This is a genomic window from Halocatena marina (assembly GCF_023276375.1).
GTDB classification, from domain to species: Archaea; Halobacteriota; Halobacteria; order Halobacteriales; family Haloarculaceae; genus Halocatena; species Halocatena marina.
In genome coordinates, this window is record NZ_JALLPK010000001.1 from 794,743 (window position 1) to 817,888 (window position 23,146).

A 23,146-nucleotide genomic window follows, 5' to 3' on the forward strand; every position below is an offset into this window, starting at 1 on the left:
AGAATCGTTTTGACGAAGAACAGTACGATCAGACCAGGAGAGTGACCACTGGTTTATATGTCTAGTGCTGCGGGGATATCAACTAGTCCTGCTCCGCCCTCTTTCTCAGATAAGCCAACGTCTGTAGCAGTCTCTGTAAGCCGTTTTGCTGCCTCGGCGTTATCATACCCGTCTGCCATAAGTAGCGCTCCAGCACCAGCGATGTGTGGTGCCGCCATTGATGTTCCCGAGAACGCTTCGTAGGGTTGTTTGTCTGATGTATACGTAGATCTGATATTCGTCCCGGGCGCTAAGATATCGAGCTCTGGTCCTGTTGTTGAAAGCGCCGCGAGCTCGTCCTTTTCATTGGTAGCACCAACGCTGAGGACGTGGGGGTGGGCAGCGGGGTACTTCACACAGTTGTCACAGGGACCACTATTGCCTGCAGCAGCAACTACGAGTGTTCCTTGTTCAAACGCGTGTGAGCACGCATCGCCGACTATCTTCGATGCTCGTGGTGAGCCGAGACTCAGGTTTGCAACATCCCATCCCTGCTTGACGACGTAGTCGATACCCGCCGCAATATCTGATATCGCTCCGAAACCAACACTGCTCAGTACTCTCACTGCGTGAAGTGTCGAATCAGGACTGACACCGATAACACCTTCGGAGTTATCGATGGCGCTTGCAACGCCGGCACAGTGCGTTCCGTGTCCGATTTCGTCCTGCCACTTCGGAGATGTGGAGCTAGAAAGCAGTCCTGATAACCGGCTGTAATTTCTCTGTGATTGGTCGTCACGCGAGAGGGCAGTCACACTGCTCTGATTAGCTTGTTTTTGTTTTGTGGATAACAGTCCAAGACCGTTAGAAAATGACGCTCCTTCCCCAAGATTCCCCCGAAGATCAGGATGGGTACTATCGATTCCAGTGTCGAGAATCGCAATATCGACACCGCTGCCACTGATATCCTGATTGTGGGCTTTTGTTGTTCCAATGCGGCCGACCCCCCATGGAACGCTCTGTCCGAACGCAGCCATCGTCCGATCTGGTTCGACATACCGGATCGAATCATCATCAGCTAGTGTTTCGACCGCTGATCCAGACAATAGCTGTTCAGGTATTGTGATGGTCGCTGCGTTGAAATCGAAGTTTCGGACGACGCTATCCGCAAGATTGGCGGCCGCTTCGTGGCCGCTGTCGTCGTGATAGCCGATATTTAACGGTATGAGACTACCGACACTTTCTGTGGCGATATTTCCAATAGAACTGAGGACACCAATACTACCAACCGACCGGAGTACATCACGGCGGGTAGGCTCCGACCCAGAGCTATATGTCTCTTTAGATGTCATTTATTGTGAAACTATTTGATGATAGCTTTTACAAGACCCGACCCCGAGATCGTTCCTCTCTCTGTCTTCGCTGAATACGCGTGCATTCGAAACTGGGGCAGCAATGAAGCGCGCCAGAAATGATACAACAATATCAGATTTTACTGACTGCATATGACATTACGTAACTCGAATAGAAGAGTAATTAACTTTTGGGTTATATATGTATCCATCTGGCACAAACTATTACAATGGCTTTATGACAGGTGAAATCACAAGACAGCTGCCGTCAGATCATAAATATGAATGGGTATTCATGAAACTCTATCTGTATTTCTCTGGAAATAATGTCTACTACGATAGCAGATAGATAATTGACTGATCTATGATTGCTAGGTCGACATATAGCTTAGCAATCCGATTGTTTACTACTCCATGCGATAATTTCATATTATAGACATACATATTATATGAATTTAACAAACGATTCGTCATGAGTTTCCCATATCCAAAGGCTTAGTGTTAGTCTGCTCCGTGAGACGGTGCGTAACCACAGTCTTGACAGATCCACGACTGATACTGCTGATGCAATTCTCCTTCACAGTTGGGACAACGATAGTGCATACAAACTGGTGTACTATCGACAATCACTTATAGATTTGTTCGACGATTGTCGGTCTATAGTATTTTCACAGACCATCTATATTTATATTATAAATTCTCCTCATCGTCTATTGACGATAGGGTATGTTGCAAAGTCGGTGGGTGCAGACATCTGGAATGTCTTCAGCTCCAACGATCTCGATAGCCTCACACAATAGATCTGCTCGGAAACGACAGCCTCAGCGGAAAGCCGAATTGAACATGGTGTATGGTCTGTTCTGATTTCCCTCGAGAATTTTAAATACAACAATCATTATCTATCAGTTTGATTTCAATGCAAACGATTGACGTGCGGGGGACAACGATTCAACAGTCAACGAACAGTAACAGCTGAGTTGTCTCACTCAGTGTCCGGATTCGACACGACAAGGGAGTTCTTTGACTCCATAGAGACTCTTGAGTGGCGTTTTCTCCGACTCTTCGAGGGAGAGAACCTCGAACTGATCTAAGAGCGCTTTGAGTGCAATATCGGCTTCAATTCGGGCAAGAGATGCACCAAGACAGTAGTGAATACCTTTTCCGAACGCAATGTGTGGGTTCGGACTGCGTTCGGGTCGAAATTCTGCGGCAGCATCGAATATCTCTGAATCACGGTTCGCGGAGCCGATCCACGCTGTGATCACTTCGCCTGCATCGATCCGCTGTCCTCCAATTTCAACGGCATCAGTCGTCGTACGACGAAGTGCTTGAACGGGAGAGCGGTATCGGAGCACCTCTTCGATGGCTTGCGTGCGATCGACTGCTCCAGTTCGAACGGCGTCAGTCACGCCTTGCTCTTCAAAACACCAGACAGCGTTCGTGATGAGGTTGGTCGTGGTGACATTACCAGCAAGGAGGAGAAGAGTACAAAATCCGGTTTTCTCTTCGCGGGTAAGTTCGTCCGTTGTCGCGGTGAGTGTAACCAAATCATCATCCTCACTGTCAGCACGCTCATCAAGGAGTGTAGAGAAGTATTCTCTCATCTCCTGTTTGGCGCGTTTGCGGTGGGTTTGGGTTTCTTTGACAGCCGCTTTGGTGTCTTCGCTCGGACGAGCAATGAGTGTATCCGACCACGCTTTGAACTGATCGCGGCGCTCGCTAGGAATACCCAGAAGCTCGGCGATGACGGTCACTGGCAACGGATACGCAAAATCATCGACGATGTCGATGCGGTTGGCATCTGCAACTCTATCTATAAATTCAGCCGCTACAGCTTCGATACGGGGACGATATTCACGTATCATTCCGGGACTGAACCGGTCGGCGACAAATCCACGAAGTCGCCCGTGTTCTGGCGGATCCGCACTGATCATTGTCCGAAAGAACGGATGATCTTCATCATCACCGAAACGAGCGGCTTCCGTGCTCACCATGTCTGATGTAAATAATTCGTAGTCTGTGAGAACGCGATCGACGTCTTCGTAACCGAATACATCCCACACCTTTCGCTGTTCGTCGTAGTGAACGGGCGCTTCCTGACGCATTTTCGCATACCACTCGAATGGAGCCAACTGCCGTTCCCGGCTTCGAAGTGCCGCTGGCGGTTGAACTGAGGGCATGTTGCCGTTCGAAGACGTCATTAACTAAATATTCAGTTAGAGCTTTTGTAGCCCTTTCGGCGCGAACGTTGGGCTGAGTAATCCGTGACTGCAGTTACCCCTCTCCGACCATCCGCTCTTCTCCCTCCCAGTAGTCTTGTCTGAGTTGATATTTTTGCACCTTCCCGGTCGCAGTTTCAGGGAGATCGTCGACAAAATCGACGCTCGTTGGCGCTTTGAAGCTAGCGAGACGGTCACGAACGAAGTCGATGATCTCTGGCTCGGTGAGGTCCGCATCAGATTTCTGTACGACAACAGCGGTTGGTGTTTCGCCCCACTCCTCACTTGGTGTCGGAACGACCGCTGCTTTTGCGATCGCTGGATGGTCATAGAGTGCGTCTTCGACTTCGATGCTCGAGATGTTCTCACCGCCCGAGATGATAATATCTTTCTTGCGGTCTTGAACCGCGATCATTCCGTCTTCGTCTATTGTGGCCAAATCACCCGTATGGAAGTATCCAGGAAGACGATCGTTGAATGCTTCCTCCGTTGCTTCAGGCTTGTTGAGGTATCGGTCCATCACTTGATTTCCTTTCACAACAATTTCGCCAAGTGATTGTCCGTCACGTGGAACGTCCTCGCCGTTCTCATCAACAATTCGAATGTCCGTACAGAGGGTTGCAGATCCCTGCTTGACTTTGAGTCCTCGCCCTCGCATCGCAAGCCGACGCGGTGAATTGCTTGTGGTGATGATCGGTGCAGTCTCAGTTAATCCGTAGATGTGGATGATTCGCCAGCCGAAATTGTCTTCGACAGTTTGAATTGTCGCAGTTGCTGGAGCACTTCCAGCCGTCGCTATCCGCACTTCGCGGTCGCCGGTCGTTTCTGGTTCGTGTTCCTCGTAGTGGGCGATGAGTCGGTTGAGAACGGTTGGTGCACCACACATAAACGAAACATCGTATTCGCGAACACGCCGGAACGTCTCCTCAGGATCGAACGTACGCTGGCAGACGTGTGTCCCACCAGTGCCCGTGATCGCGTAAGTGTGTCCCCACCCGTTGCAGTGGAACATCGGTAGCGTCCAGAGATACGTATCGTCGTCGCTGATCTCCATGTGCTGGTTCAACACGAGCGCGTGCCAGTGCTCCGTGCGATGGGTGCGAACGACGCCCTTTGGATCACCTGTCGTACCGGACGTGTAGTTGATGCTCGCAGCATCATCTTCGCTGATATCTGGGCGCTCTGGAGCTTCTGTGGACTGACCGGAGAGGAGCTCCTCGTAATCCGACCATTCACCATCGATTCGGTCGGAGTTGTATCCGACGTAGTGTTCCGCTGGAATGGCATCCCGGACCGCTTCAATTTTCTCTGCGAACTCATAATCTGCGACGACGACGTCTGCTTCACAGTCGTTCAAGATGTATTCAAAGTCGTCCGGAACGAGCCGGTAGTTCATCGGAACGAACGTACCACCAACCTGATTGGTTGCATATAGTGTCTCGATGAAATAGTGGGTGTTTGGAGCGAGCAACGCGACACGGTCTCCTCTTTCGACCCCCAGCTCAGAGAGCGCGTGCGAGAGTTGGTTAACACGCGCTGCGAACTCACCGTACGTGTACTCGGTTCCGTCGTGAGCTATAACCCCGACTACGTCGTCGTAGAGGTCGACAGCACGGTCGAAAAAGTCCAGAGAGAGCATTCCAACATTCATGAACGTTCGGGTAGTTCGTTTCAACCGAGGTGATTAAGACCTTTCGGCTGAAAAGTGTTAATTATAAGAACATTCTCTTCGTCTCTGGCGGAATAATTGATGTGTATGGTCATCTATTGAACAGTTCCACACGATCACCACAACCTTTATTCTTAGGGTGTTCGCAGAAAATTGATGATGGCATTCGATGGGGGGACGATGGGGTCATCTGCGTTTGCGGAAGCTCTCAGTCGTCTTAAACAACGCGGCAGTGCATTACTCGTCGTCGGTAACGTTGCTCCGGAGGTACACCAGCTCGCTTGTCGCCACTTTATGGGCGATCCAAGCATGTGCCGCCAGCGATTGTTCGTTACTACCGACGGATTCGCTACGGACGTTCAATCATCAATTGTAGATCGATCACAACACGAAAATCATGTGATCGACTACGTGACAAACTGTCGAAGCACGAGTGAATATCCGGATGGCGATTCTACGATGGTATCGTACACGACCGCGACATCTTCGACCGAATTAATATCTGAGATTATTAATACTATCAAATCCATCGAACGCGATGTTGAGCCACTCTCTCCGGGGGAGCTCAGAGTTTGCATTGATTCTCTCTCGACCGTAATCGAATCGAGCAACAGAGACGTGCCGTTGCGTCTCGTCCGGTATACAGCTCTGGCAACGCGACGGCGAAATGGAATGATGCACGTCCACCTCCCTGTCGCCCGAGATTCGGAACTCGCATCACTATTCGAGCCGCTTGTCGACGCCGTCGTTGAACTTCGGGTTGCAGATGGCATACCTCAGCAGCGGTGGCACCTGACAGACGCTGCGATACCGTCCGATTGGACGAGCCTCAACGAGTGACTCGGAATCACCATACGACGCGAATCTATGATCTCTGCTATATACTACTCTGAATCTAGTCGTTAAAAATATATGGCGAATAAATTTTACGATGGATCATTCAGCAATACGCTTTTGTAGCAGCGGTCAGTATCGAACTCCAATCGGGTATGGGGGGAGATAGGAGATATGGATAAAGGAGTCGCAATCTCGTATGCAGCCATCGATGACGAACAAACCGGGCTTGAACTAATTGATCAAGTCGATCGTCATCGATACGTGTTCCATACACCGTCGGATCTTACACCACGCCGAACCGGAACTGATCAGTTCGAGTATCCAGTCGATCACGCGGTCGAAATCCGTACTGAGGCGATCGTGTTGCCATCCGTTGCCGGTGTCAATATCAGAAATCTCGATGGCGAAGTGCTTTCGAGAACGGAAGAGTTCGCTGATGAGTCGTTCCCCTCTGGGACGTATATTCTCGAACTATCCGCGCCTATCAAGGTGTATTTAATCGTCGAGAGTGCTGTCCGCATCACGGCGAATGGCATGCAGACTCACATCGTGTTCGAGAATGAGACGGCCGTCTCCGTTGGGGCGCGTTCGCGCCATCAGTCACCCGCCGCAACGATCACCACAACCGAGGATCCGACCGACATGATGGCTGCGATATCCATGTTCGGCTCGGCACTCAAGACGATCGGTGTAGAGCGCTCATATCCGACGCTCCGAGGACATCCGCCGACTGTCGAACTCGGCTCTGAACTCGACATTCCAGACGGATTGGAGACACCGGAGACAGGCGTCACGATAGAGATTCCCCCCAAATATCCGTTCGTTTATGTCGTCGCATCGCTCGCGTACTATCTCGGTGCGACGGTGGTTCCCGGAACTATCCCGAAGATTGTCACGACGACCGACTTTGAACACCGGCTCGATTCCGCGCGTGGGTTTGAGGGGGAGGTTGAGCGCGTGCTAAAGCAGGTTATGTTTCTCGACTGTCTCACACGAACCGATGGGGGAGATGGAATACGTCTGCACGAGCGACGATCGCTCGATTCTGTGCTCGATATCCAGTTCAATGAGCTGTACAGACAATCTCTCCCTGCGCAGCTCGAAGCGTATCTCTCCATTCCGTTCTCCGATATCGAGTCTCATCTTCCCGAGTGGAAGATGACCACCCACGTTTCGTCATCACCAGAGAACATCGAGACGATCCCGTTCCTCGTAAATGATCTCGCAGTCATTCGGACGCCGTGTTGTGAACGCGTCCAACCCCAAGCGGTGCAGGCTGATGCCATCACAGAGTTTGTCCGCGCTGGCGCGATGACACGAAGCACAACAGCTCACACGTCTCTCGATCGTGAGTACATTCAGCCCGAAGAATCCGATTCTCTCGAACAGGTCTGGGTTGGCGAGGAGACTCCCCTCGGAGCGAGCAAAGCGACGACAACCGCCTTCAGAAACCGACTCCAACGATCTCCAACGGACGGTAATATCACGATTACTGTCATCTGTAACGAGCCCGAGATGGCAGACGAACGCGATGCGATCGATGCTGTCTATGGCTCCCGTGACGAACTACCATTCGACGTCCGTACTCACGAGGGGCTGACGACTGATGAACTCGCCAGTGTTCTCATGAAACCGGCCGATTTCCTCCATTATATCGGGCATATCGATCCAGAAGGATTCCGCTGTCCAGACGGCCTCTTCGACATGCGAACGCTCGATATGGTCGGTGTAGACGCATTCTTCCTGAACGCGTGTCAGTCCTACGAGCAAGGAATGGCGCTTATCGATAACGGAGCGATTGGGGGTATCGTCACGCTTGGGAACGTCATCAACACCGGTGCAGTCACTATTGGACGTACCATGGCAAGACTTCTCAACCGGGGATTCCCCCTCCGTGCGGCAATGAACATCGCTCGAAACGAAAGCCTCGTGAGCAATCAGTATCTCGTCATTGGAGATGGTGGACTTGCGATTACACAGGCAGAAAGCGGTATGCCAATGCTCGGCGAAATCGAACGTTTGGCAGAGGACCGGTTCGAACTAGCGATCAATGTGTACCCGACGACACAGCATGGAATGGGATCTGTCAGTATTCCACTCATCAACGGTGAGAACGAATATCAGCTCTCCTCGGGTGGGGTCGACACATACGAACTTTCGACGAAAGAGCTAGAGCGGTACCTCGGGCTTGAGCAAATTCCCGTGCGAGTCGACGGAACGATTCAGTGGAGCGATGAAATAACGCTCACAGAACTCTAAGGTCCAGAGTAGTAAATCTTGTTAGCCGCTGATGCCGCTCCAACCTGTGTTAGCAGCAGCAGCATCGTGAACAGAACGCCAGTCATCTTTGGGTGATCGTTCAGGTATGCCGTGAGTGTGGTGTGCTCGGACATTACATACTAACCAAATGCATCCAGTGACATGGATATATTTCAAGTGTTTATGAATGTCGTAAAGTGATTTAAATTCTGTAACTCATTGACAGAGGAACAGATCTAGATACGAAAGAAATAGTTACAAACAGCGTACTACTGTGGTAGTACCTAGTATCTACAAACTGTGGGATCAAGTATTAACTCCCTTTTGTTTTCTTCAGTTTATTCCGCGACGGCGGTCGGATTGTGAGACGAACTCTCTCAAGCGAGCGCGCTTCCTGCCCGAATGATCTGCTCTTCACCGAATGCGGAGCCGATGAGTTGTAGCCCGACTGGAAGCCCGTCCGCTTCGCCCGCAGGGACAGAGATAGCGGGAAGGTTTGCGAGATTCACCGGAACTGTGTTCGCATCGATAAAGTACAGTTGGAGCGGATCATCGAGACTTTCACCGATCTTGGGGGGAAGAACTGGCATCGTCGGCGAGGCGAGCACGTCTGCACGAGAGAGTGCCGAATCGAAGTCCTGTTTCACCCACGCGCGGGCATCCTGTGCTTTCTTATAGTACTTATCGTGATACCCAGCCGAGAGTGCGTACGTCCCCAAGAGGATGCGCCGTTTGACTTCTTCTCCGAACCCGTCTTCTCGTGCTTTTGCGAAGGTCTCGTTCCAGTTTCCGTCGTATCCGCCAGAAGTCCCGTATCGAACACCATCGAAGCGCGCGAGGTTCGAGGAAGCTTCTGACATAGCAATAACGTAGTACGCCGCGAGGGCGTGTTCGATTGAATCGAGTTCGACTTCGACGGTTTCGGCTCCCTGCGCTTCGAGATCAGCGACTGCGTCCTCAAACACCGACACCACCTGTTCGTCTGCCCCCTCGACGAGATCCGAGAGGATACCGATCGTCATTCCTTCGACATTTCCGTCGGCGGCAGCCGCGTAGTCGGTGTTCGCTCCTTCCTCGTGAGTTGTCGCGTCGTGTTCATCTGGTCCGGCGATGACATCGAGGAGCGAGGCACACTCCTCGACAGTTGAGGCGATCGGTCCGATCTGTTCGAGGCTGTTGGCGTAGGCTATGAGCCCGTAACGCGAAACGAGTCCATACGTCGGCTTGATTCCCACGACACCGCAGAAGGCAGCAGGGTTGCGGATCGATCCTCCGGTGTCAGTTCCGAGTGCAAGATCTGCCTCACCCGCAGCGACGGCAGCCGCACTCCCACCCGAGGAGCCACCGGCCACACGCTCTGGTGCACGAGGGTTCTCGGTCGGTCCAAAAGCGGAGGTTTCGGTTGTGCCGCCCATCCCGAACTCATCCATGTTTGCTTTTCCAACGATTGTCGCACCCGCATCTGTGAGCCGACGCACGACGGTCGCATCGTACGGAGGGACGTACGATTCGAGCATCGCGGAGCCGCAGGTGGTCCGAATATTCTTCGTCGAGATATTGTCCTTCACTGCAACAGTCATTCCGGCGAGTGGGTTCTCGTCCTCATCACTTCGGTCGGTCGTCTCGTCAGTGTGTGACTCGATGCGCTCTTTCGTGATGAAAACGTTCAAATCTGCGCTCATGACACCCGTGGCCCTTTGAAGTACCCGTCTTCCGTTTCGGGGGCGTTCTGTAGTGCTTCCGCCGGATCGAGACAAGCGCGCTCTTCATCCGTTCGCATGACGTTCACGAGGTCTGTCTCCTGTTCGATCTCAGGGACCTCGTCTAACGAATCGAAGTACGCGAGGATCGTAGCGAACTGCTCGACGAACAGATCGACCTCCGCTTCGTCCAGTGCGACCCGAGCGAGGTCCGCTACGTGACGAACTTCCTCGGAGTCGACGGCGTCCTCAGTCATATACGGGACCTATCCGGGCCGAGCACTAAGCGTTTCGATACCCCAAACACCGATCTACCCATGGCGCAGTTGCTGCATTCGACTCGTGTCAACGTCATCCCATAATACGATCTTGTGTTCGAACTGTGTCTGCGAACAACTGAGAAACGAAACGCTCGGCGGCTCAAGACGTGACTGCCGTTATTTGATGGTCAATGACGCTATTATCTTCTCCATTCCATTTTCAGCTGTGGATGTATAGTTGAATTGTGGAACCACGATAAGGAGATCGTATACAGTTTCGTTGGCCAGCGCAAAGACAGCTTTTCCTCGCATCGGTATTTCCACCGTTTGGTTTCCATCCTCTACTTGGGATTTGATGTGTAGATCCATCGCAATGCCAGAGTGTTCGTTCGGAAGCGTCATGTCCCGTTTGCGCTTCACCTCAAATGCTTCAAATGTGGATTTATAGCCATCAATGAATACATCTACGAGTCCTTCGAGAGATTTTGGCTTTCCACCAAGACTTTCTGCTGTATTTGGAAATGCTTGCGTAGATCCAAACCCGCTGTCGCCACTAAACCTAACGTTCGTCAAAGCAGGATCGTCCGATGAATCCGACTTTTCCCATCCCTTTGGATACTTAATGCTATACGAGTGTTTCGTATCTGTATATGTCGCTAAATTAGATGGATCAATCGTCGCAATCTCTGCGCCTTCTGCCGTTCTTCCGTTCGTTGTCGACATCTCGGTGGGAACTTCGGTGACTGACTGTGTCGCCGTTGTCCCCAGCCGTTTCGTCGTCTCGGTGGATTCTGATTTATTCGTGCCCTGATCAGTACCCAACAACTGGGTACATCCAGCGAGAAACGGTAGTCCAGTTGCGATTCCTGTCAGAATACATCGCCTGTTCATGTTTACTATCACTTCTGTATTCACATAAGATTATTTATTCGTAAAAATGGTCGCATATGGTTTTTCGAATTGGTACACGTAATGATGGTAGCTATAGAATAGCCATCTCATTCTCTCCAATCAAACCAATTGAGAATTATGTATGCGATATAGATATATTTGTTCCTGTCAACCACTCTCTGTCAGTTATCACAAAACATTTTCATTTCCTTGACCCTGTGTCTCTCGTAAACGGGTGTACCAACGCTACACAGACACGAGAAGCCGACATATGGCCATCCCTTGTTGGAATTCACCGAGAGTGATGAACTTCTGCACGAAGCGGCTGTTCGGGACGTCAGCAAAGAATTTGGGACCCACGCTTGTGGCTCCTGTTCACAATATCGGACATGAGATATTTCTTTCATCTATTATTGCGTGGTATCACACGGATGATTCACACTAGAATTCGTCGACGCATCATCGGATGCGCAAAGATCGTCCTCACTCACTGAGATACGTAACAATCAGTCACATGTCCAGTAGACACAGTTGAGGTCGTCTTTCCGGTAATCGAGACAGTTGACGGCCAAGCTAAGATAGGACGGGAGATCAATCAGCGTTTAGAATCCATGATCAATCCACCCGTCGCACCAGACAGGAAGTCGGTGGTAGCGTACTTGATTCGTCGCTTGACGGCACCGCTGGCTTGTCTGAAGCTGATCCGCCATGGTGTCCGCTCACCGACAACAGTCGTCTCACCGTTAGCGATGGCTGTAAGGATCCCGTCGACCGTCCGTTCCTCGCTGGCGACGTGCGTGACTGCCTGCCCGACCATCTCTGCGATATGAGCGTCGCTCCCTGCGGTCATCGGAAGCGCTCGAGTGGTCGCAAAACGCTCTGCCTTCCGATTCGACCGACCCGTGAGGAGCCGTGAATTGTACACCTCAATGGCGTCAGCACTCGCGAGCTCTTCCTCTGAGATATTCGGTGCGACACCGTGGCGGGATCCTTGGAATGGATGCGGGATGATGGCAATCCCACCGAGATCACGGATGCGATCGAGCGTCTCCATAAAAGGGAGCCCCGCAGGAATTCGTTCTGTGATACCCAACCCAAGAACGTGACCAGCGGCACTCGTGATTTCCGAACCGGGGATGCCAATAAGTCCGTACTCGGGGGCAATGTCCGCTGCTTCGAGGCTCGCGGCGATTTCGTCATGATCAGTCACTGCGAGCGCGTCGAGACCGACCGCTTCGGCCTGCTGAAGCAGCAACTCGACCGGATCGCGCCCGTCGTACGACTGGGCGGAGTGTGTGTGTAGCTCGACCGAAAGCACAACGATGGATTGGCTGCCGCTGGCAAAAAAACCTCGATACTGGGTTGTCAGTGTTGAGTGTTACACCACAACAATGTCTGATACACCATCGGATAGCCCCATATCTCAGAATACACCAGCGATCTATACGGTGACTGTATGCTGTGCCTATCGGACATGGAAAGGGCTTTTACCGGCCTTCGCGGATACCCGGTCAATGAGCCTTGCCCCAGCGGATTACGGCCTCGTTGTCTCTGAACTTGGCCGCGATCCGACACCTGCGGAGGAAGCGCTCTTCGAGAATCTCTGGAGTGAGCACTGTGCATACCGCTCCTCACAGCCACTGCTTTCAGCATTCGACAGCGACGATGACTCTCAGAGCGTCGTTGTCGGACCGGGAGACGACGCCGCCGTGGTTGCTCTCACTGACTCCACGTACATCACGATGGGCATCGAAAGCCACAATCACCCATCGTACGTCGATCCATACGACGGCGCGGCGACGGGTGTCGGAGGGATCGTCCGCGATACACTCTCGATGGGCGCGTACCCGATCGCACTCACAGACTCTCTCTATTTTGGTTCGTTTGAGGACGAACACTCCAGATATCTGTTCGAAGGGGTGGTCGAAGGAATTGCAGACTATGGCAACTCCATCGGCGTCCCAACCATCGGTGGGAGCGTCGATTTCCATCCAGACTACGAAGGAAATCCGCTCGTTAACGTTGCTTGTGTAGGTCTCCTTTCATCGGAGAGACTTGTCACCGCCGAGGCACAGACTGCGGGGAACGCACTCGTTCTCATCGGGAACACGACCGGTCGAGATGGACTCGGTGGTGCGAGTTTTGCAAGCGAAGATCTAAGCGAAGACGCAGAAACCGAGGATCGACCAGCCGTTCAAGTTGGCGACCCGTACACGGAGAAACTTCTCATTGAGGCGAACGAAACGCTCATCGATGAGGAACTAGTTGAGGCGGCCCGCGATCTCGGCGCAGCTGGACTCGGCGGTGCATCGACCGAGATGGTTGCGAAGGGTGGTCTCGGTGCTCGCATCGAACTCGAGAAGGTCCATCAGCGAGAACCGAACATGAACGCGCTCGAAATCCTCCTTGCCGAGTCCCAAGAACGAATGTGCTATGAGGTCGCTCCGGAGAACATTGAGCGCGTTCGCGCCGTCGCAGAGCGATATCAACTCGGCTGTTCTGTTATCGGTGAGCTAACAGAAAGCGGTAGCAACTACGTCTGTACGTTCGATGGGAGCGTCGTAGTGGACGTTCCTGCCGAGTATCTCGCAGACGGCGCGCCGATGAACGATCTCGAAAGCGTCCAACCTGAACTCGAAGATCAGTCAGATCTTCCAGACAGAGCACTCGAAACAGCGTTTGAGTCCGTTCTCGCCAGCCCGAACACAGCGAGCAAGCGATGGGTCTACCGCCAGTACGACCACGAGGTCGGAACGCGAACAGCCCTCCGTCCCGGCGACGACGCCGCTGTTATGGCGATCTACGAGTGTGAGACGGGGCTCGCTATCGCTGCTGGTTCGAACCCACTGTGGACGAGTGCCGCACCGTACGACGGCGCACGCGCGGTGGCACTGGAGACTGCAACGAATCTCGCTGCCAAAGGAGCACAACCACTTGCCGCTGTGGACTGCCTCAACGGTGGCAATCCTGAAACGCCCGAAGTGTACGGTGGATTCAAAGCCATCGTCGACGGACTGGCCCATGCGTGCAGCGATCTCTCTGTTCCAGTGGTCGGCGGAAACGTCTCACTGTACAACGACTCCGCGAGTGGCCCCATCCCTCCGACGCCGACCCTTGCGATGGTCGGAACGAAAGACGGGTACGATGCCCCTCCCTGTGGATTTACCGGCGTAGAGACAAACGCGGACACTGAGGCAGGGACGATACTCGTTGTCGGAGACCGTGCGTTGGCGGGCGATCGCGCGAAGCTCGGTGGCTCGGAGTATCTCGCACAGTTCGAAGGCAGCGATGCGTTCCCGAGTCCGCTCGACTCTGAAGATGTTCCAGCGTTTGTCGACACACTCACAGCCGTCGCGAATGCGGCCTCAACTCTTGCGGTTCACGACGTGAGCCACGGGGGTCTAGCTGTGACGCTTGCGGAGATGGTCACCGATACGGGCGCTGACGTGACGCTTTCGTGTGAAGGAACCAAAGCAAGTGCAGCGGAACTGCTGTTTCACGAGCAGGTGGGCCGTGTTGTCATCGAAACGACAGACCCGGATGCAGTACGAACAGCATTCGACGGTGTCACACCGGTTCATGAGGTCGGACAGACTGACGGAACTGGTGAACTCACGCTCAGTGTTAACGGAGAAACACTCCGGTACGACAAGTCAACAATCCGAGACATTCGGAGTAGAATCGATCGAGAGCTCGATTGAGACGCTTCGACGAAACGAACGACGCGTTCCGGTTCGAGTGAATCCTGTTCTATACTGTCGTGAGGATCGGGATTCCGAAGGCGATCACCATCCCGATGATCGCAACGACGAATCCGATGCCGACGTCGCGCATCGTGTACTCCTCTTGTGGGGCAGTCTGTCGCTCGATCTGTATCGTCTCCTTCACGCTTTCGGGTTTTACCATGCCCGAACTCCTCCGGGAATACACTTTGGCCTATCGATTGGCGCTGTTTCGACTAGCGTACTCTTAATAATCGAAGAATGATTATGCAAAATAAAGAGATCAATAGTCCGCTGGATGGAGAACGTCGAAGTCGATCGCTCCATCGTAGTTGTCGAGATCTCCATCAAGCGTGATAATCGTCTCAGCGTCAAGAACATCGATACAATGAACCAGTGTCGCGTCGTCAAAATCGAGGACGCTGTTCCGCTGAATCTCACATATCTGTACCTGATCTCTGGCTGAGAGATGATAGAGGTCGAGTCCTGATGCGGTCACGATGCTAAAGATCAAGTCTTGTATCTCATCCGGCGCGCGCTCTTTGAAGTACGTATTGAAGATGGCTATCGTACCATGAAGGTGGAAATCTGATAGATCTCCCTCACAGTTCCCCTCGATGAGGTCATGAAGTATTCGTTCGCAATCGTCTGCATACGCGTCGTCGAGATAATATTCGAGGATGATTCCTTGATCAAGGATCATCGGGAGTCGTCTCGTTTCCGACGGTGCTGCTCCAGCAACAGTTCACCCACCGATTCCTGAAGTTCGACACTCCCCATATCGACGTGACTGAGATGCCCCCGTTTTGCTAGAAGCGGATTCTGCGATGGCGTAAGTTCGATATCGATGTCCTGTTCGGCTATCCACGTCGAGATTGCTTCCTCTCCTGCTTTTCCAATCGACCCTCGCTTGTGTCCGAACCGCTTCATCGCACGTTCGCGGAACTGTTCTTCGACCTCGTCCGGAACGGTAAATTTGATCACTCCCATTAGATCGTACATACGTACTTATGTGCTTAAAGACTTTCCTTGGTTACTGACGGACGATTATTCCCGAGTCGGATCCGTTTTAGCTCCCCCACTCCAACAGCCAGATATCACATGACGCTGACGAAGCGGATTATTCCCTGTATTGATGTCGATCTCGATGATGAGGGAAACGCTGCTGTTTACACTGGTGTCAACTTCGAGGATCTCACGTACACTGGCGATCCGGTCGAGATGGCAAAGCGATACAACGCGGCAGGAGCAGACGAGTTCGTCTTCCTCGATATTACAGCGAGCGCCGAGGGACGAGAAACCATGCTTGATACCGTTGCTCACGTCGCCGACGAGGTATTCATCCCGCTGACCGTCGGTGGGGGTATTGGCACCCGCGAAGACGTAAAAGAGACGCTCCGGGCAGGCGCTGATAAGGTGTCGATTAACACGGGTGCACTCAGGCGTCCCGAACTCATCACTGAAGCAGCGACCGCATTCGGTAGCCAGTGTGTCGTCATCAGCGTCGACGCTCGGCGTCGTTTCGACGAAGCGGGCGAACACTACGCACAAGCCGGCGGCGAATCGTGCTGGTTCGAGTGCACGGTCAAAGGCGGTCGCGAGGGAACCGGCATTGACGTGATCGAGTGGGCCAGCGAAGCCGAAGAACGTGGGGCAGGTGAACTGTTCGTCAACTCCATTGACGCTGACGGAACGAAAGACGGCTACGACATCCCACTCACAGCAGCAGTCTGTGATTCGGTCTCTACTCCCGTCATCGCGTCGTCTGGTTGCGGTGGCCCAGAAGATGCCTACGAGGTCTTCACCGATGCTGACGCTGACGCTGCTCTCGCCGCTTCAATATTCCATTTCGAGGAGTACTCGATCGAAGCGGTCAAATCGTACCTCGCAAAGCGCGACATTCCGATTCGATTATAACTGTACTGATACCGTCTCTCTGGCCTGAAATCAGGGGTCTCACCGCGTCATTGAATCCACTTTCACCGTGCTAGCCGCGCGCTTTTGCTCTGGAATCACGTTGATTCAACTACTCCCTCAGACGACGATCGCAGAATCCGACGTATCTCACTTCGACATCCTCCAGATCAGCGATGACTGTGTGATGTGAGATACCGGCTGTGCGTGTGGGAGTCTGATCAACGTGCGTGTCACCGCTCAGACGCTGATCACTCAGAGGAGATCCCGATGAACACGAATATCGAGCACACACACCAATCGAGAAAGCGGAGCGAACGGATCACTGGTCCCCACGCTGGGTACGACAAATACGGTCGGCTCGACCATTACTACTGGCGATGTGAACGTTGTGGACTAGAAGTAACGACATCGAAGCTTGCTCGGGGCTGCTGGCGATGTGCCACTGAAGATGATGCCTGAAGAGAATGAGTCACCGAGTACCGGCTGGCGAGACGTGTACGACGCAATGGGCGTCTCGACGACCGCTGAAGACACTGATTCGAACGGTTCCCGACCTCCGATGATCCGCCCTCCTTGATCACGCATTGATACACCTCATCTTCGCGGTGTGATGCGAGCGTCACGGGCTGTGGATTCCTGCACTACTGGAACCGAACCTCTGAATTTCTCTCTCACATTACTCGTGAGAGGATGCACCCGAGTCTTACCTGTCTCCGTAGCCAGTATGGTGTATGGGTCTCACTGCCGAGTTCCGGCTTCAGTCGCCACGACTGCCACTGATCGACGTGGCCAGCGCTGTGCCTGATCTTACATTTCGACTCGAAAGCACAGACCAGCCCCAATCCGGACCGGTCGTGTTTTTCATTCGTGTTACGGGGTCGTCATTCGACGGAGTAGACGCTGCACTTACAGATTCTCCTTCCGTCAAAGAACACGTTCGAATCAGCGAGATCGGCTCGATACGGATCTATCAGGTGGTTCTGACCGGTCCGCGCCCCGAGTATCTCGACAAACGCATGTTTTACAAAACGTTCCCCGAGAGCATCACAATCGCATCTGATGGGTGGTACATCAAACAACAACTCGCCGACCGAAATGAATTACTCGCGTACCAAGAATTCTGGCAAACGAGAGGTTTCTCGTTCCGTCTAGATCGGCTCTACGACTCACACAGCACCGACACCGAACTGATTGGTATATCCGAGAAACAGCGCGAGGCGCTGCTCACTGCCTACGAAGCGGGGTACTTCGCTGTCCCGCAGCAGACGTCGTTGGACAATGTCGCGACAGCACTCAAAATCTCCCGCTCTGCACTTGCCGAACGGCTCCACCGAGCGCAGGCGCACCTCATCGAGCACTTCTACTACACTGACCTATATTAAGCCCCAAAAAATGTGGGCAAGCGGTGATCCGATTTCCGTTCCAAAATACGGACGAAAGCAGATGCATAGATCACACGGCGTACTCACCGATACAATCGCACCGGCACTGACTGATGACTACATGCGTGACGGAGACGGGTTCGGGTATCTCGGACCAAACGGTGCAGACAGAGTGACACCGATACTCGTGGCCCTGTCGATGCCGATACGAAACCGGAGCACGATTAGCTGTTCCGACAGCGAGATCGGATCACGAACGGTATGGGAGGCTCGTAGAACGGAGATACACCCATGAGCTGCATACTCATTACAGGAGGGAACGGTTTTATTGGTCGTCAAATAGCTCGTCGAGCCGTTGCAGATGGTCACGTAGTGCGAAGCATTGCACGCAGCGGACGGCCAACCCTCACTGAACCGTGGGTTGATGAGGTTGATTGGAACGCGGCCGATGTGTTCGAACCACAGGACTGGCGAGACCAGCTTGGTGGCTGTGATGCCGTCATCCATACCATTGCCAACATTCGTGAATCCCCCGAACAGGGGGTGACGTTCGAGCGAATCAACGGTGATGCAGCGATTATTGCTGGGCTTGAGGCCGAACGGATGAACGTCGAAGCATTCGTATTCCTGTCCGCAGTGGGAACCCCTCCGCTCGTCAGCGAGCGATATCAAGCCGCCAAACTTCGTGCTGAACGAGCAATCAGCGATTTGGATATCCGTACAGGCGTGCTCAAACCTGGTCCCGTTTATGGTGAAGGAGCTAATCAAGGCCACTTCCCGTATCTTGTAAATCGCTGTCTTCGAGCGATCGACGACCACGAATTTCTCGCTCGCCATTTTGGTGACCAGCGACCACTCGGTGTCACACATGTTGCTCGAGCAGCGCTCCGGGTAGCGCTTGATTCCGACGAACCGGAACTGCTGATGCCTCACTCGATCAAATCATATTCCGAGAATAGTTCTCAGTAACTGAACAGCAGTATCTCCTGTGATATCTAATTGAGGAGAGACGATGCAAGAGCGGACACGGCTTAAACTAGGCAGAAAGGCCTCACGGGATGAACCTACCACAAGCCGCTCTTCATCCACTTACACTCCGCTACGCGCGTCTATATATGATCTGCTGACCGATCTCTACTGCGAGCAATAGACAACTATGACAGTATCACACACAGTAACCTCTCGTGTCATTAAAGTAGATAGTGGATCGGAATTCGAACTCTCTCACAAGGACGAATCAATATGACAGAAAATACCACTCCGCCTGTACAAGATGAGGACCGTGAGTCCTCACGAGGAAGATCAACCACATATGCCTTGTGGGGTGTACAGGGGCTGCTTGCACTCCTCTTTCTGCTCGTCGGTGGGATGAAGTTGATTCAGTCCTCTGAAATGGTGACAGCACAATCGCCGGTAGCGTTACCGGTTCTGTTCGTCCGGTTCATCGGTGTCGCCGAGGTGCTCGGCGCACTTGGTCTCGTCCTGCCAAGTGTTACAGGCATTCGGCAGAACCTGACACCGCTGGCTGCCACTGGGTTAGTGATCATCATGTGCGGGGCAACAGTGCTCACACTGGTGAGTGGTGCTGTCGCACCCGCGATTTTCCCGTTGGTCGTCGGACTCCTCGCTGCGTTCGTCGCCTACGGCCACTGGAATGTAATCAGTAACAGCTAGGCGTACCAGTGGCCGAACAGTAATTAGTTCGACTGCTGTCGGACCCCCGATCAGCCCGCTGTCTCGAACGCGGTCCGGAACGTCGATGCCTTGTCTTTGATGCTAGTCGCTGCCGTCGAAAGCGTATCGAGTGGGTCAGTCCCCTCTTCTGTCTTGATGGTGAGAATGGGATCTGTCTGTCCCCCCGACTGTTCAGGGTTCAGATCGTACGTAGCAGCGGCAACACCCTCTGTTTCGAGTAGTGTCCCCTTGAGAACGTTCATGAACGTATGATCCTCACCGGCAATTTCGATAGAGAGTTCCGTCGGCTCGTTATCGATGACCCGGAGTTCCATGTTTGACTGTTGTCGATCCGGCGTTTGAAGGTTTCGGACGGAACCGAATCTCTCCAGCCAGTAATCCAAACGATCTCCAACCAACTACGCATCTGTTGCTTGATATGTTCAATGGGTAAACTACGCTTCAGCGGTGTCCTGTGAAGACGACTGTGACTAGCTGTTGCTGTCTGCGGAATCAGCTATAGCCAATCGAATCTCGTTGTCTTTCGATTTTGATAACTGGTCGATTGTCTGCGTGGTGACGGCGATCAGAGCAAAAGTATGGCCGGTGCTCCCCCGAGTTTGATCGCTGCGTACTGGAGAGAAAATAGCGTCGCGTTGTATAACCCGTGAATCAGTGCGGGAACGACGAGATTCCCCGTTCGTTCATAAGCGATAGCGAAGACGAGGGCCGGAACGATTAGGAGTGCGACTGTAATTATTCTGCTCTCAAGACCACCAGTGAGCGAGGTGACGTGCGCTGCTGCGAAAATGACGGACGCAAGCACAATGGCGACGATCGGACCGAATCGCTCGCGGAGCGAGCCTTGTATGATGCCGCGAAAGAGCAACTCTTCGCCAGGTCCGATGAGGAGGATCGTTACTGGAATCATCACGAGTAGTGCCTCCGGTGTCTCAGACACCACCCGAACAAGTTGGTTTTTCCCTGGATTTAGTCCCAACAAGATAATGATGATCCCAAAAACGAATGCAGAGGCGAACGCAACTGCCCATCCTCCTGCGATCCACAGGAACTGTTTAAAATCAGGGAGTGAGACGCCGATCCACCCCAGATCACGGTTGCGAATCCATAGATAAATCACAGAAAGTCCACCGAAAACGAGCCCCTGCTGGAGCACTACACTAAGAACGAGTCGGGGGATAGTTGGTAGATTCACCGGAAGCGAATCAAGAAGCTGGGCCATTGTACGACCGAGAATCTCCGAAACACCGAGCGCAAGCACAACAATTCCCACTGCGATACCGATAGTCGCAAGACGGGACGACAGCACAGAACGATCCATGTCTGATGTGGTCGTCTGTCCGCCGTACGCAAATAATCTCCCTTCTCCTCGCCCAGCAACACTCTTGAAAACTATATAACTTGAATTCTGTCACCTAACATTTTGTATATTGTTGTGTATGTGATCGATGTTCACGTATACCCTTTTGCACTGCCTCCTTTCGCGAAAATACGTACGACTGTATCTTACTGTTTATAGAGGTTTTCGAGGATTTCAGCGTCAGTTCGAAATTTCAGGACGTTGTGAACTACAGAATTTCGGATATTTTGCACGGAATCACCATGCTCCTTATAGAAGTCGTGAATCCATTTTGATTCTTCACGTCTGTTCGTAAACATCATGATTGATTTCCACTGATATTCTCCATCTGAGAGAAACATGAACAGAGTATTGGGTGAGCCACGAATCGCTTCGAGTGCGTCACGCCACGTCTCTTCGAAGTGCTCTGGATTAAGTTTGAATTCAAACATACCAAAAATAAAATACTCGCCATTTGGAATAATCGCCTCGCGGAAGACGCCTTCCTCACGCATTCCACGAATAGATTCACTGACTGTCACATGAGAGACATCGATGTCGTATTCTTGTTCGAGGATGCCCGCGAGTTCGCGTGAGGAGAGTTGTGGGTCTTCGGAGAGTTCGCGGAGAATGTATACATCTCGCTCCTTGAAGTCCCAGTTTGGTGCATCATCTGGATCGTTCATACGGTAGCTATACCGTTCGGACTACCTGCCTGTTTCGGTCACTTATTCCTGGAGACAATAACAGGCGTACTATCAAACCAAAGTGTAAGACGCTCAGTGGTTTGCCTCTCCGAGTACGCCTCTGTGGAGGGGCGGCAGCGTCCCGTGGTTCAGAGGGTGAACCACAACTGCCCGGCCGACGAAGCCCCAAACGGGGACGAGATGCCAGAGAGAGCACGGTCAGCAGAGATCAGTCCAGTCATGCTCAGCCGACTGAACGGCAGCGATGGCCTCGAATGTGCTGCCCAATTACTACCCGAACGTTTGCCATGATAAAAATTATGGCCGATAGATGATAACTATTCTCAACCTTACAATGTTCTTCCGTATTTGAAGGAATTTGTTTTCGTGTACGATTGATTGGTCTGTGATACTGTGATACCGGTAGAAATTATCTATAAAATCTATTGAAGGAGTACTGAGGAAGATATGAGATACGCATACCGGCATTTATTTACATATCTATCGTAAATGACTGTCACACTCCGTAATGTGGTTGTTCACGGGGGTATAAGAGTTAACAATGGACTTAAAAAAATTCAAAGAAGAGAATGCTCCTCGAAAGGGTGGTGGGAAATTCCAACTCGAAAATCCGAAATTATTGGATATAGAAATTGATGGAGCGGTCATGGCGAAAATTGGCTCGATGATCGCGTACTCGGGAGATATCTCTTTCGAACAGAAGTCGTCGGGAGGCATAAAAGGATTCCTCAAAAAATCTGTAACTGGCGAGGGCTCGATCATGATGAAGGCCGAAGGCGAAGGCCATCTCTACTTAGCTGATCAAGCAAAGGAAGTACAAGTACTCGAATTAGATGAAGATGAGGAAATAAGTGTCAATGGAAATGATATTCTAGCATTCGAAAAGAATGTCGGGTGGGATATCAAGATGATGAAAAGCTTTGGCGGAGCTGCCGCTGGCGGATTATTCAACGTTTTTCTCGAAGGACCGGGATACATTGCCATAACTACACACGGTGACCCATTGGTTTTGCCGACGCCTGTTAGAACCGATCCCGATGCTACTGTTGCTTGGAGCAGTAACGTGTCTCCAGATATCAATACCGACAGAAATCTCAAAGGCTTCCTCGGTCGGCCGTCGGGTGAGACGTATCAACTAGAATTTCCGAAAGAGGATGGATTCGTAGTTGTCCAACCATTTGAAGAAGTGTTCCCGGAAGAATAGTCTCGTTGACTTTT

At 52.3% G+C, this 23,146-nt stretch carries 25 protein-coding genes; 11 read left to right on the forward strand and 14 right to left on the reverse strand.

Features of this window, described 5'->3' with window-relative positions:
* Positions 1–53 precede the first annotated feature (53 nt).
* The 3 genes from MW898_RS03840 to MW898_RS03850 all read right to left on the reverse strand — a co-directional run bounded on the left by MW898_RS03840 (position 54) and on the right by MW898_RS03850 (position 5,201).
* Positions 54–1,331 (reverse strand): S8 family peptidase, encoded by a 1,278-nt coding sequence (locus tag MW898_RS03840; RefSeq protein ID WP_248904697.1) that lies wholly within the window; start codon positions 1,329–1,331, stop codon positions 54–56.
* 986 nt (positions 1,332–2,317) lie between these two features.
* Positions 2,318–3,511, reverse strand: coding sequence for a cytochrome P450 (locus tag MW898_RS03845; RefSeq protein ID WP_248904698.1), 1,194 nt, complete (start codon positions 3,509–3,511; stop codon positions 2,318–2,320).
* A gap of 94 nt (positions 3,512–3,605) precedes the next feature.
* Positions 3,606–5,201 (reverse strand): long-chain-fatty-acid--CoA ligase, encoded by a 1,596-nt coding sequence (locus MW898_RS03850; RefSeq protein WP_248909709.1) that lies wholly within the window; start codon positions 5,199–5,201, stop codon positions 3,606–3,608.
* A 174-nt stretch (positions 5,202–5,375) separates the two neighbouring features.
* Between MW898_RS03850 and MW898_RS03855 the strand changes: the two genes are divergently transcribed.
* Together MW898_RS03855 and MW898_RS03860 are read left to right on the forward strand one after the other, a co-directional pair.
* Entirely contained in the window at positions 5,376–6,059 is a 684-nt protein-coding gene (locus MW898_RS03855; protein WP_248904699.1) for a DUF7504 family protein, read from the forward strand.
* Positions 6,060–6,227: 168 nt separating this feature from the next.
* Positions 6,228–8,315, forward strand: a complete 2,088-nt coding sequence (locus MW898_RS03860) for a hypothetical protein (protein WP_248904700.1) — start codon at positions 6,228–6,230, stop codon at positions 8,313–8,315.
* Here the strand turns inward: MW898_RS03860 and MW898_RS03865 are convergent.
* The 5 genes from MW898_RS03865 to MW898_RS03885 form a co-directional block, all read right to left on the reverse strand.
* Positions 8,312–8,449 (reverse strand): DUF7503 family protein, encoded by a 138-nt coding sequence (locus tag MW898_RS03865; protein WP_248904701.1) that lies wholly within the window; start codon positions 8,447–8,449, stop codon positions 8,312–8,314. The two genes, MW898_RS03860 and MW898_RS03865, sit on opposite strands and share 4 nt — an antisense overlap.
* 243 nt (positions 8,450–8,692) lie before the next feature.
* Complete coding sequence (gene gatA, locus MW898_RS03870) at positions 8,693–9,997, reverse strand: Asp-tRNA(Asn)/Glu-tRNA(Gln) amidotransferase subunit GatA (RefSeq protein WP_248904702.1); 1,305 nt, start codon at positions 9,995–9,997, stop codon at positions 8,693–8,695.
* Positions 9,994–10,272, reverse strand: a complete 279-nt coding sequence (gatC, locus tag MW898_RS03875) for an Asp-tRNA(Asn)/Glu-tRNA(Gln) amidotransferase subunit GatC (RefSeq protein ID WP_248904704.1) — start codon at positions 10,270–10,272, stop codon at positions 9,994–9,996. Before gatC ends, gatA begins: the two co-directional genes overlap by 4 nt.
* Positions 10,273–10,452: 180 nt before the next feature.
* A complete protein-coding gene (locus MW898_RS03880) occupies positions 10,453–10,998 on the reverse strand; it encodes a hypothetical protein (protein ID WP_248904706.1) in 546 nt (181 codons plus the stop codon).
* A 763-nt stretch (positions 10,999–11,761) separates the two neighbouring features.
* Positions 11,762–12,484 carry a PHP domain-containing protein gene (locus MW898_RS03885; protein WP_248904708.1) on the reverse strand — a complete coding sequence of 241 codons (723 nt, stop codon included), beginning with the start codon at positions 12,482–12,484 and terminating at the stop codon, positions 11,762–11,764.
* Positions 12,485–12,680: 196 nt separating this feature from the next.
* Between MW898_RS03885 and purL the strand changes: the two genes are divergently transcribed.
* Positions 12,681–14,867, forward strand: a complete 2,187-nt coding sequence (gene purL / locus MW898_RS03890) for a phosphoribosylformylglycinamidine synthase subunit PurL (protein WP_248904710.1) — start codon at positions 12,681–12,683, stop codon at positions 14,865–14,867.
* 49 nt (positions 14,868–14,916) lie between these two features.
* Here the strand turns inward: purL and MW898_RS03895 are convergent, their stop codons facing one another.
* The 3 genes from MW898_RS03895 to MW898_RS03905 form a co-directional block, all read right to left on the reverse strand.
* Positions 14,917–15,072, reverse strand: coding sequence for a DUF7550 family protein (locus MW898_RS03895; RefSeq protein ID WP_248904712.1), 156 nt, complete (start codon positions 15,070–15,072; stop codon positions 14,917–14,919).
* A 99-nt stretch (positions 15,073–15,171) separates the two neighbouring features.
* A complete protein-coding gene (locus MW898_RS03900) occupies positions 15,172–15,591 on the reverse strand; it encodes a hypothetical protein (protein WP_248904714.1) in 420 nt (139 codons plus the stop codon).
* Entirely contained in the window at positions 15,588–15,878 is a 291-nt protein-coding gene (locus tag MW898_RS03905; protein ID WP_248904715.1) for a hypothetical protein, read from the reverse strand. The genes MW898_RS03900 and MW898_RS03905 overlap by 4 nt, the downstream gene beginning before the upstream one ends.
* Positions 15,879–15,989: 111 nt before the next feature.
* On the opposite strand from MW898_RS03905, the gene hisF reads away from it, so the two are divergent.
* The 7 genes from hisF to MW898_RS03935 all read left to right on the forward strand — a co-directional run bounded on the left by hisF (position 15,990) and on the right by MW898_RS03935 (position 19,861).
* On the forward strand, positions 15,990–16,805 hold the full coding sequence (hisF, locus tag MW898_RS03910) for an imidazole glycerol phosphate synthase subunit HisF (RefSeq protein WP_248904717.1): 816 nt from the start codon (positions 15,990–15,992) through the stop codon (positions 16,803–16,805).
* Between the two features lie 267 nt (positions 16,806–17,072).
* Positions 17,073–17,264 carry a DUF8118 domain-containing protein gene (locus MW898_RS03915; protein WP_248904719.1) on the forward strand — a complete coding sequence of 64 codons (192 nt, stop codon included), beginning with the start codon at positions 17,073–17,075 and terminating at the stop codon, positions 17,262–17,264.
* Entirely contained in the window at positions 17,257–17,382 is a 126-nt protein-coding gene (locus MW898_RS25455) for a hypothetical protein (protein ID WP_264383096.1), read from the forward strand. The genes MW898_RS03915 and MW898_RS25455 overlap by 8 nt, the downstream gene beginning before the upstream one ends.
* 154 nt (positions 17,383–17,536) lie before the next feature.
* A complete protein-coding gene (locus MW898_RS03920) occupies positions 17,537–18,187 on the forward strand; it encodes a helix-turn-helix domain-containing protein (RefSeq protein ID WP_248904721.1) in 651 nt (216 codons plus the stop codon).
* A gap of 61 nt (positions 18,188–18,248) precedes the next feature.
* Positions 18,249–18,482 carry a hypothetical protein gene (locus MW898_RS03925; protein ID WP_248904724.1) on the forward strand — a complete coding sequence of 78 codons (234 nt, stop codon included), beginning with the start codon at positions 18,249–18,251 and terminating at the stop codon, positions 18,480–18,482.
* Positions 18,479–19,156, forward strand: a complete 678-nt coding sequence (locus MW898_RS03930) for an NAD-dependent epimerase/dehydratase family protein (protein WP_248904726.1) — start codon at positions 18,479–18,481, stop codon at positions 19,154–19,156. Before MW898_RS03925 ends, MW898_RS03930 begins: the two co-directional genes overlap by 4 nt.
* Positions 19,157–19,429: 273 nt before the next feature.
* Positions 19,430–19,861, forward strand: coding sequence for a DoxX family protein (locus tag MW898_RS03935; RefSeq protein WP_248904728.1), 432 nt, complete (start codon positions 19,430–19,432; stop codon positions 19,859–19,861).
* Between the two features lie 50 nt (positions 19,862–19,911).
* Here the strand turns inward: MW898_RS03935 and MW898_RS03940 are convergent, their stop codons facing one another.
* The 3 genes from MW898_RS03940 to MW898_RS03950 all read right to left on the reverse strand — a co-directional run bounded on the left by MW898_RS03940 (position 19,912) and on the right by MW898_RS03950 (position 21,907).
* A complete protein-coding gene (locus MW898_RS03940; protein ID WP_248904731.1) occupies positions 19,912–20,196 on the reverse strand; it encodes a DNA-directed RNA polymerase subunit L in 285 nt (94 codons plus the stop codon).
* Positions 20,197–20,447: 251 nt separating this feature from the next.
* Positions 20,448–21,203 carry a CPBP family intramembrane glutamic endopeptidase gene (locus tag MW898_RS03945; protein ID WP_248904733.1) on the reverse strand — a complete coding sequence of 252 codons (756 nt, stop codon included), beginning with the start codon at positions 21,201–21,203 and terminating at the stop codon, positions 20,448–20,450.
* Positions 21,204–21,388: 185 nt separating this feature from the next.
* Positions 21,389–21,907 (reverse strand): Lrp/AsnC family transcriptional regulator, encoded by a 519-nt coding sequence (locus tag MW898_RS03950; protein ID WP_248904736.1) that lies wholly within the window; start codon positions 21,905–21,907, stop codon positions 21,389–21,391.
* Between the two features lie 562 nt (positions 21,908–22,469).
* Here MW898_RS03950 and MW898_RS03955 point away from each other — a divergent pair.
* Positions 22,470–23,132, forward strand: a complete 663-nt coding sequence (locus tag MW898_RS03955; RefSeq protein ID WP_248904738.1) for an AIM24 family protein — start codon at positions 22,470–22,472, stop codon at positions 23,130–23,132.
* Positions 23,133–23,146 lie beyond the last annotated feature (14 nt).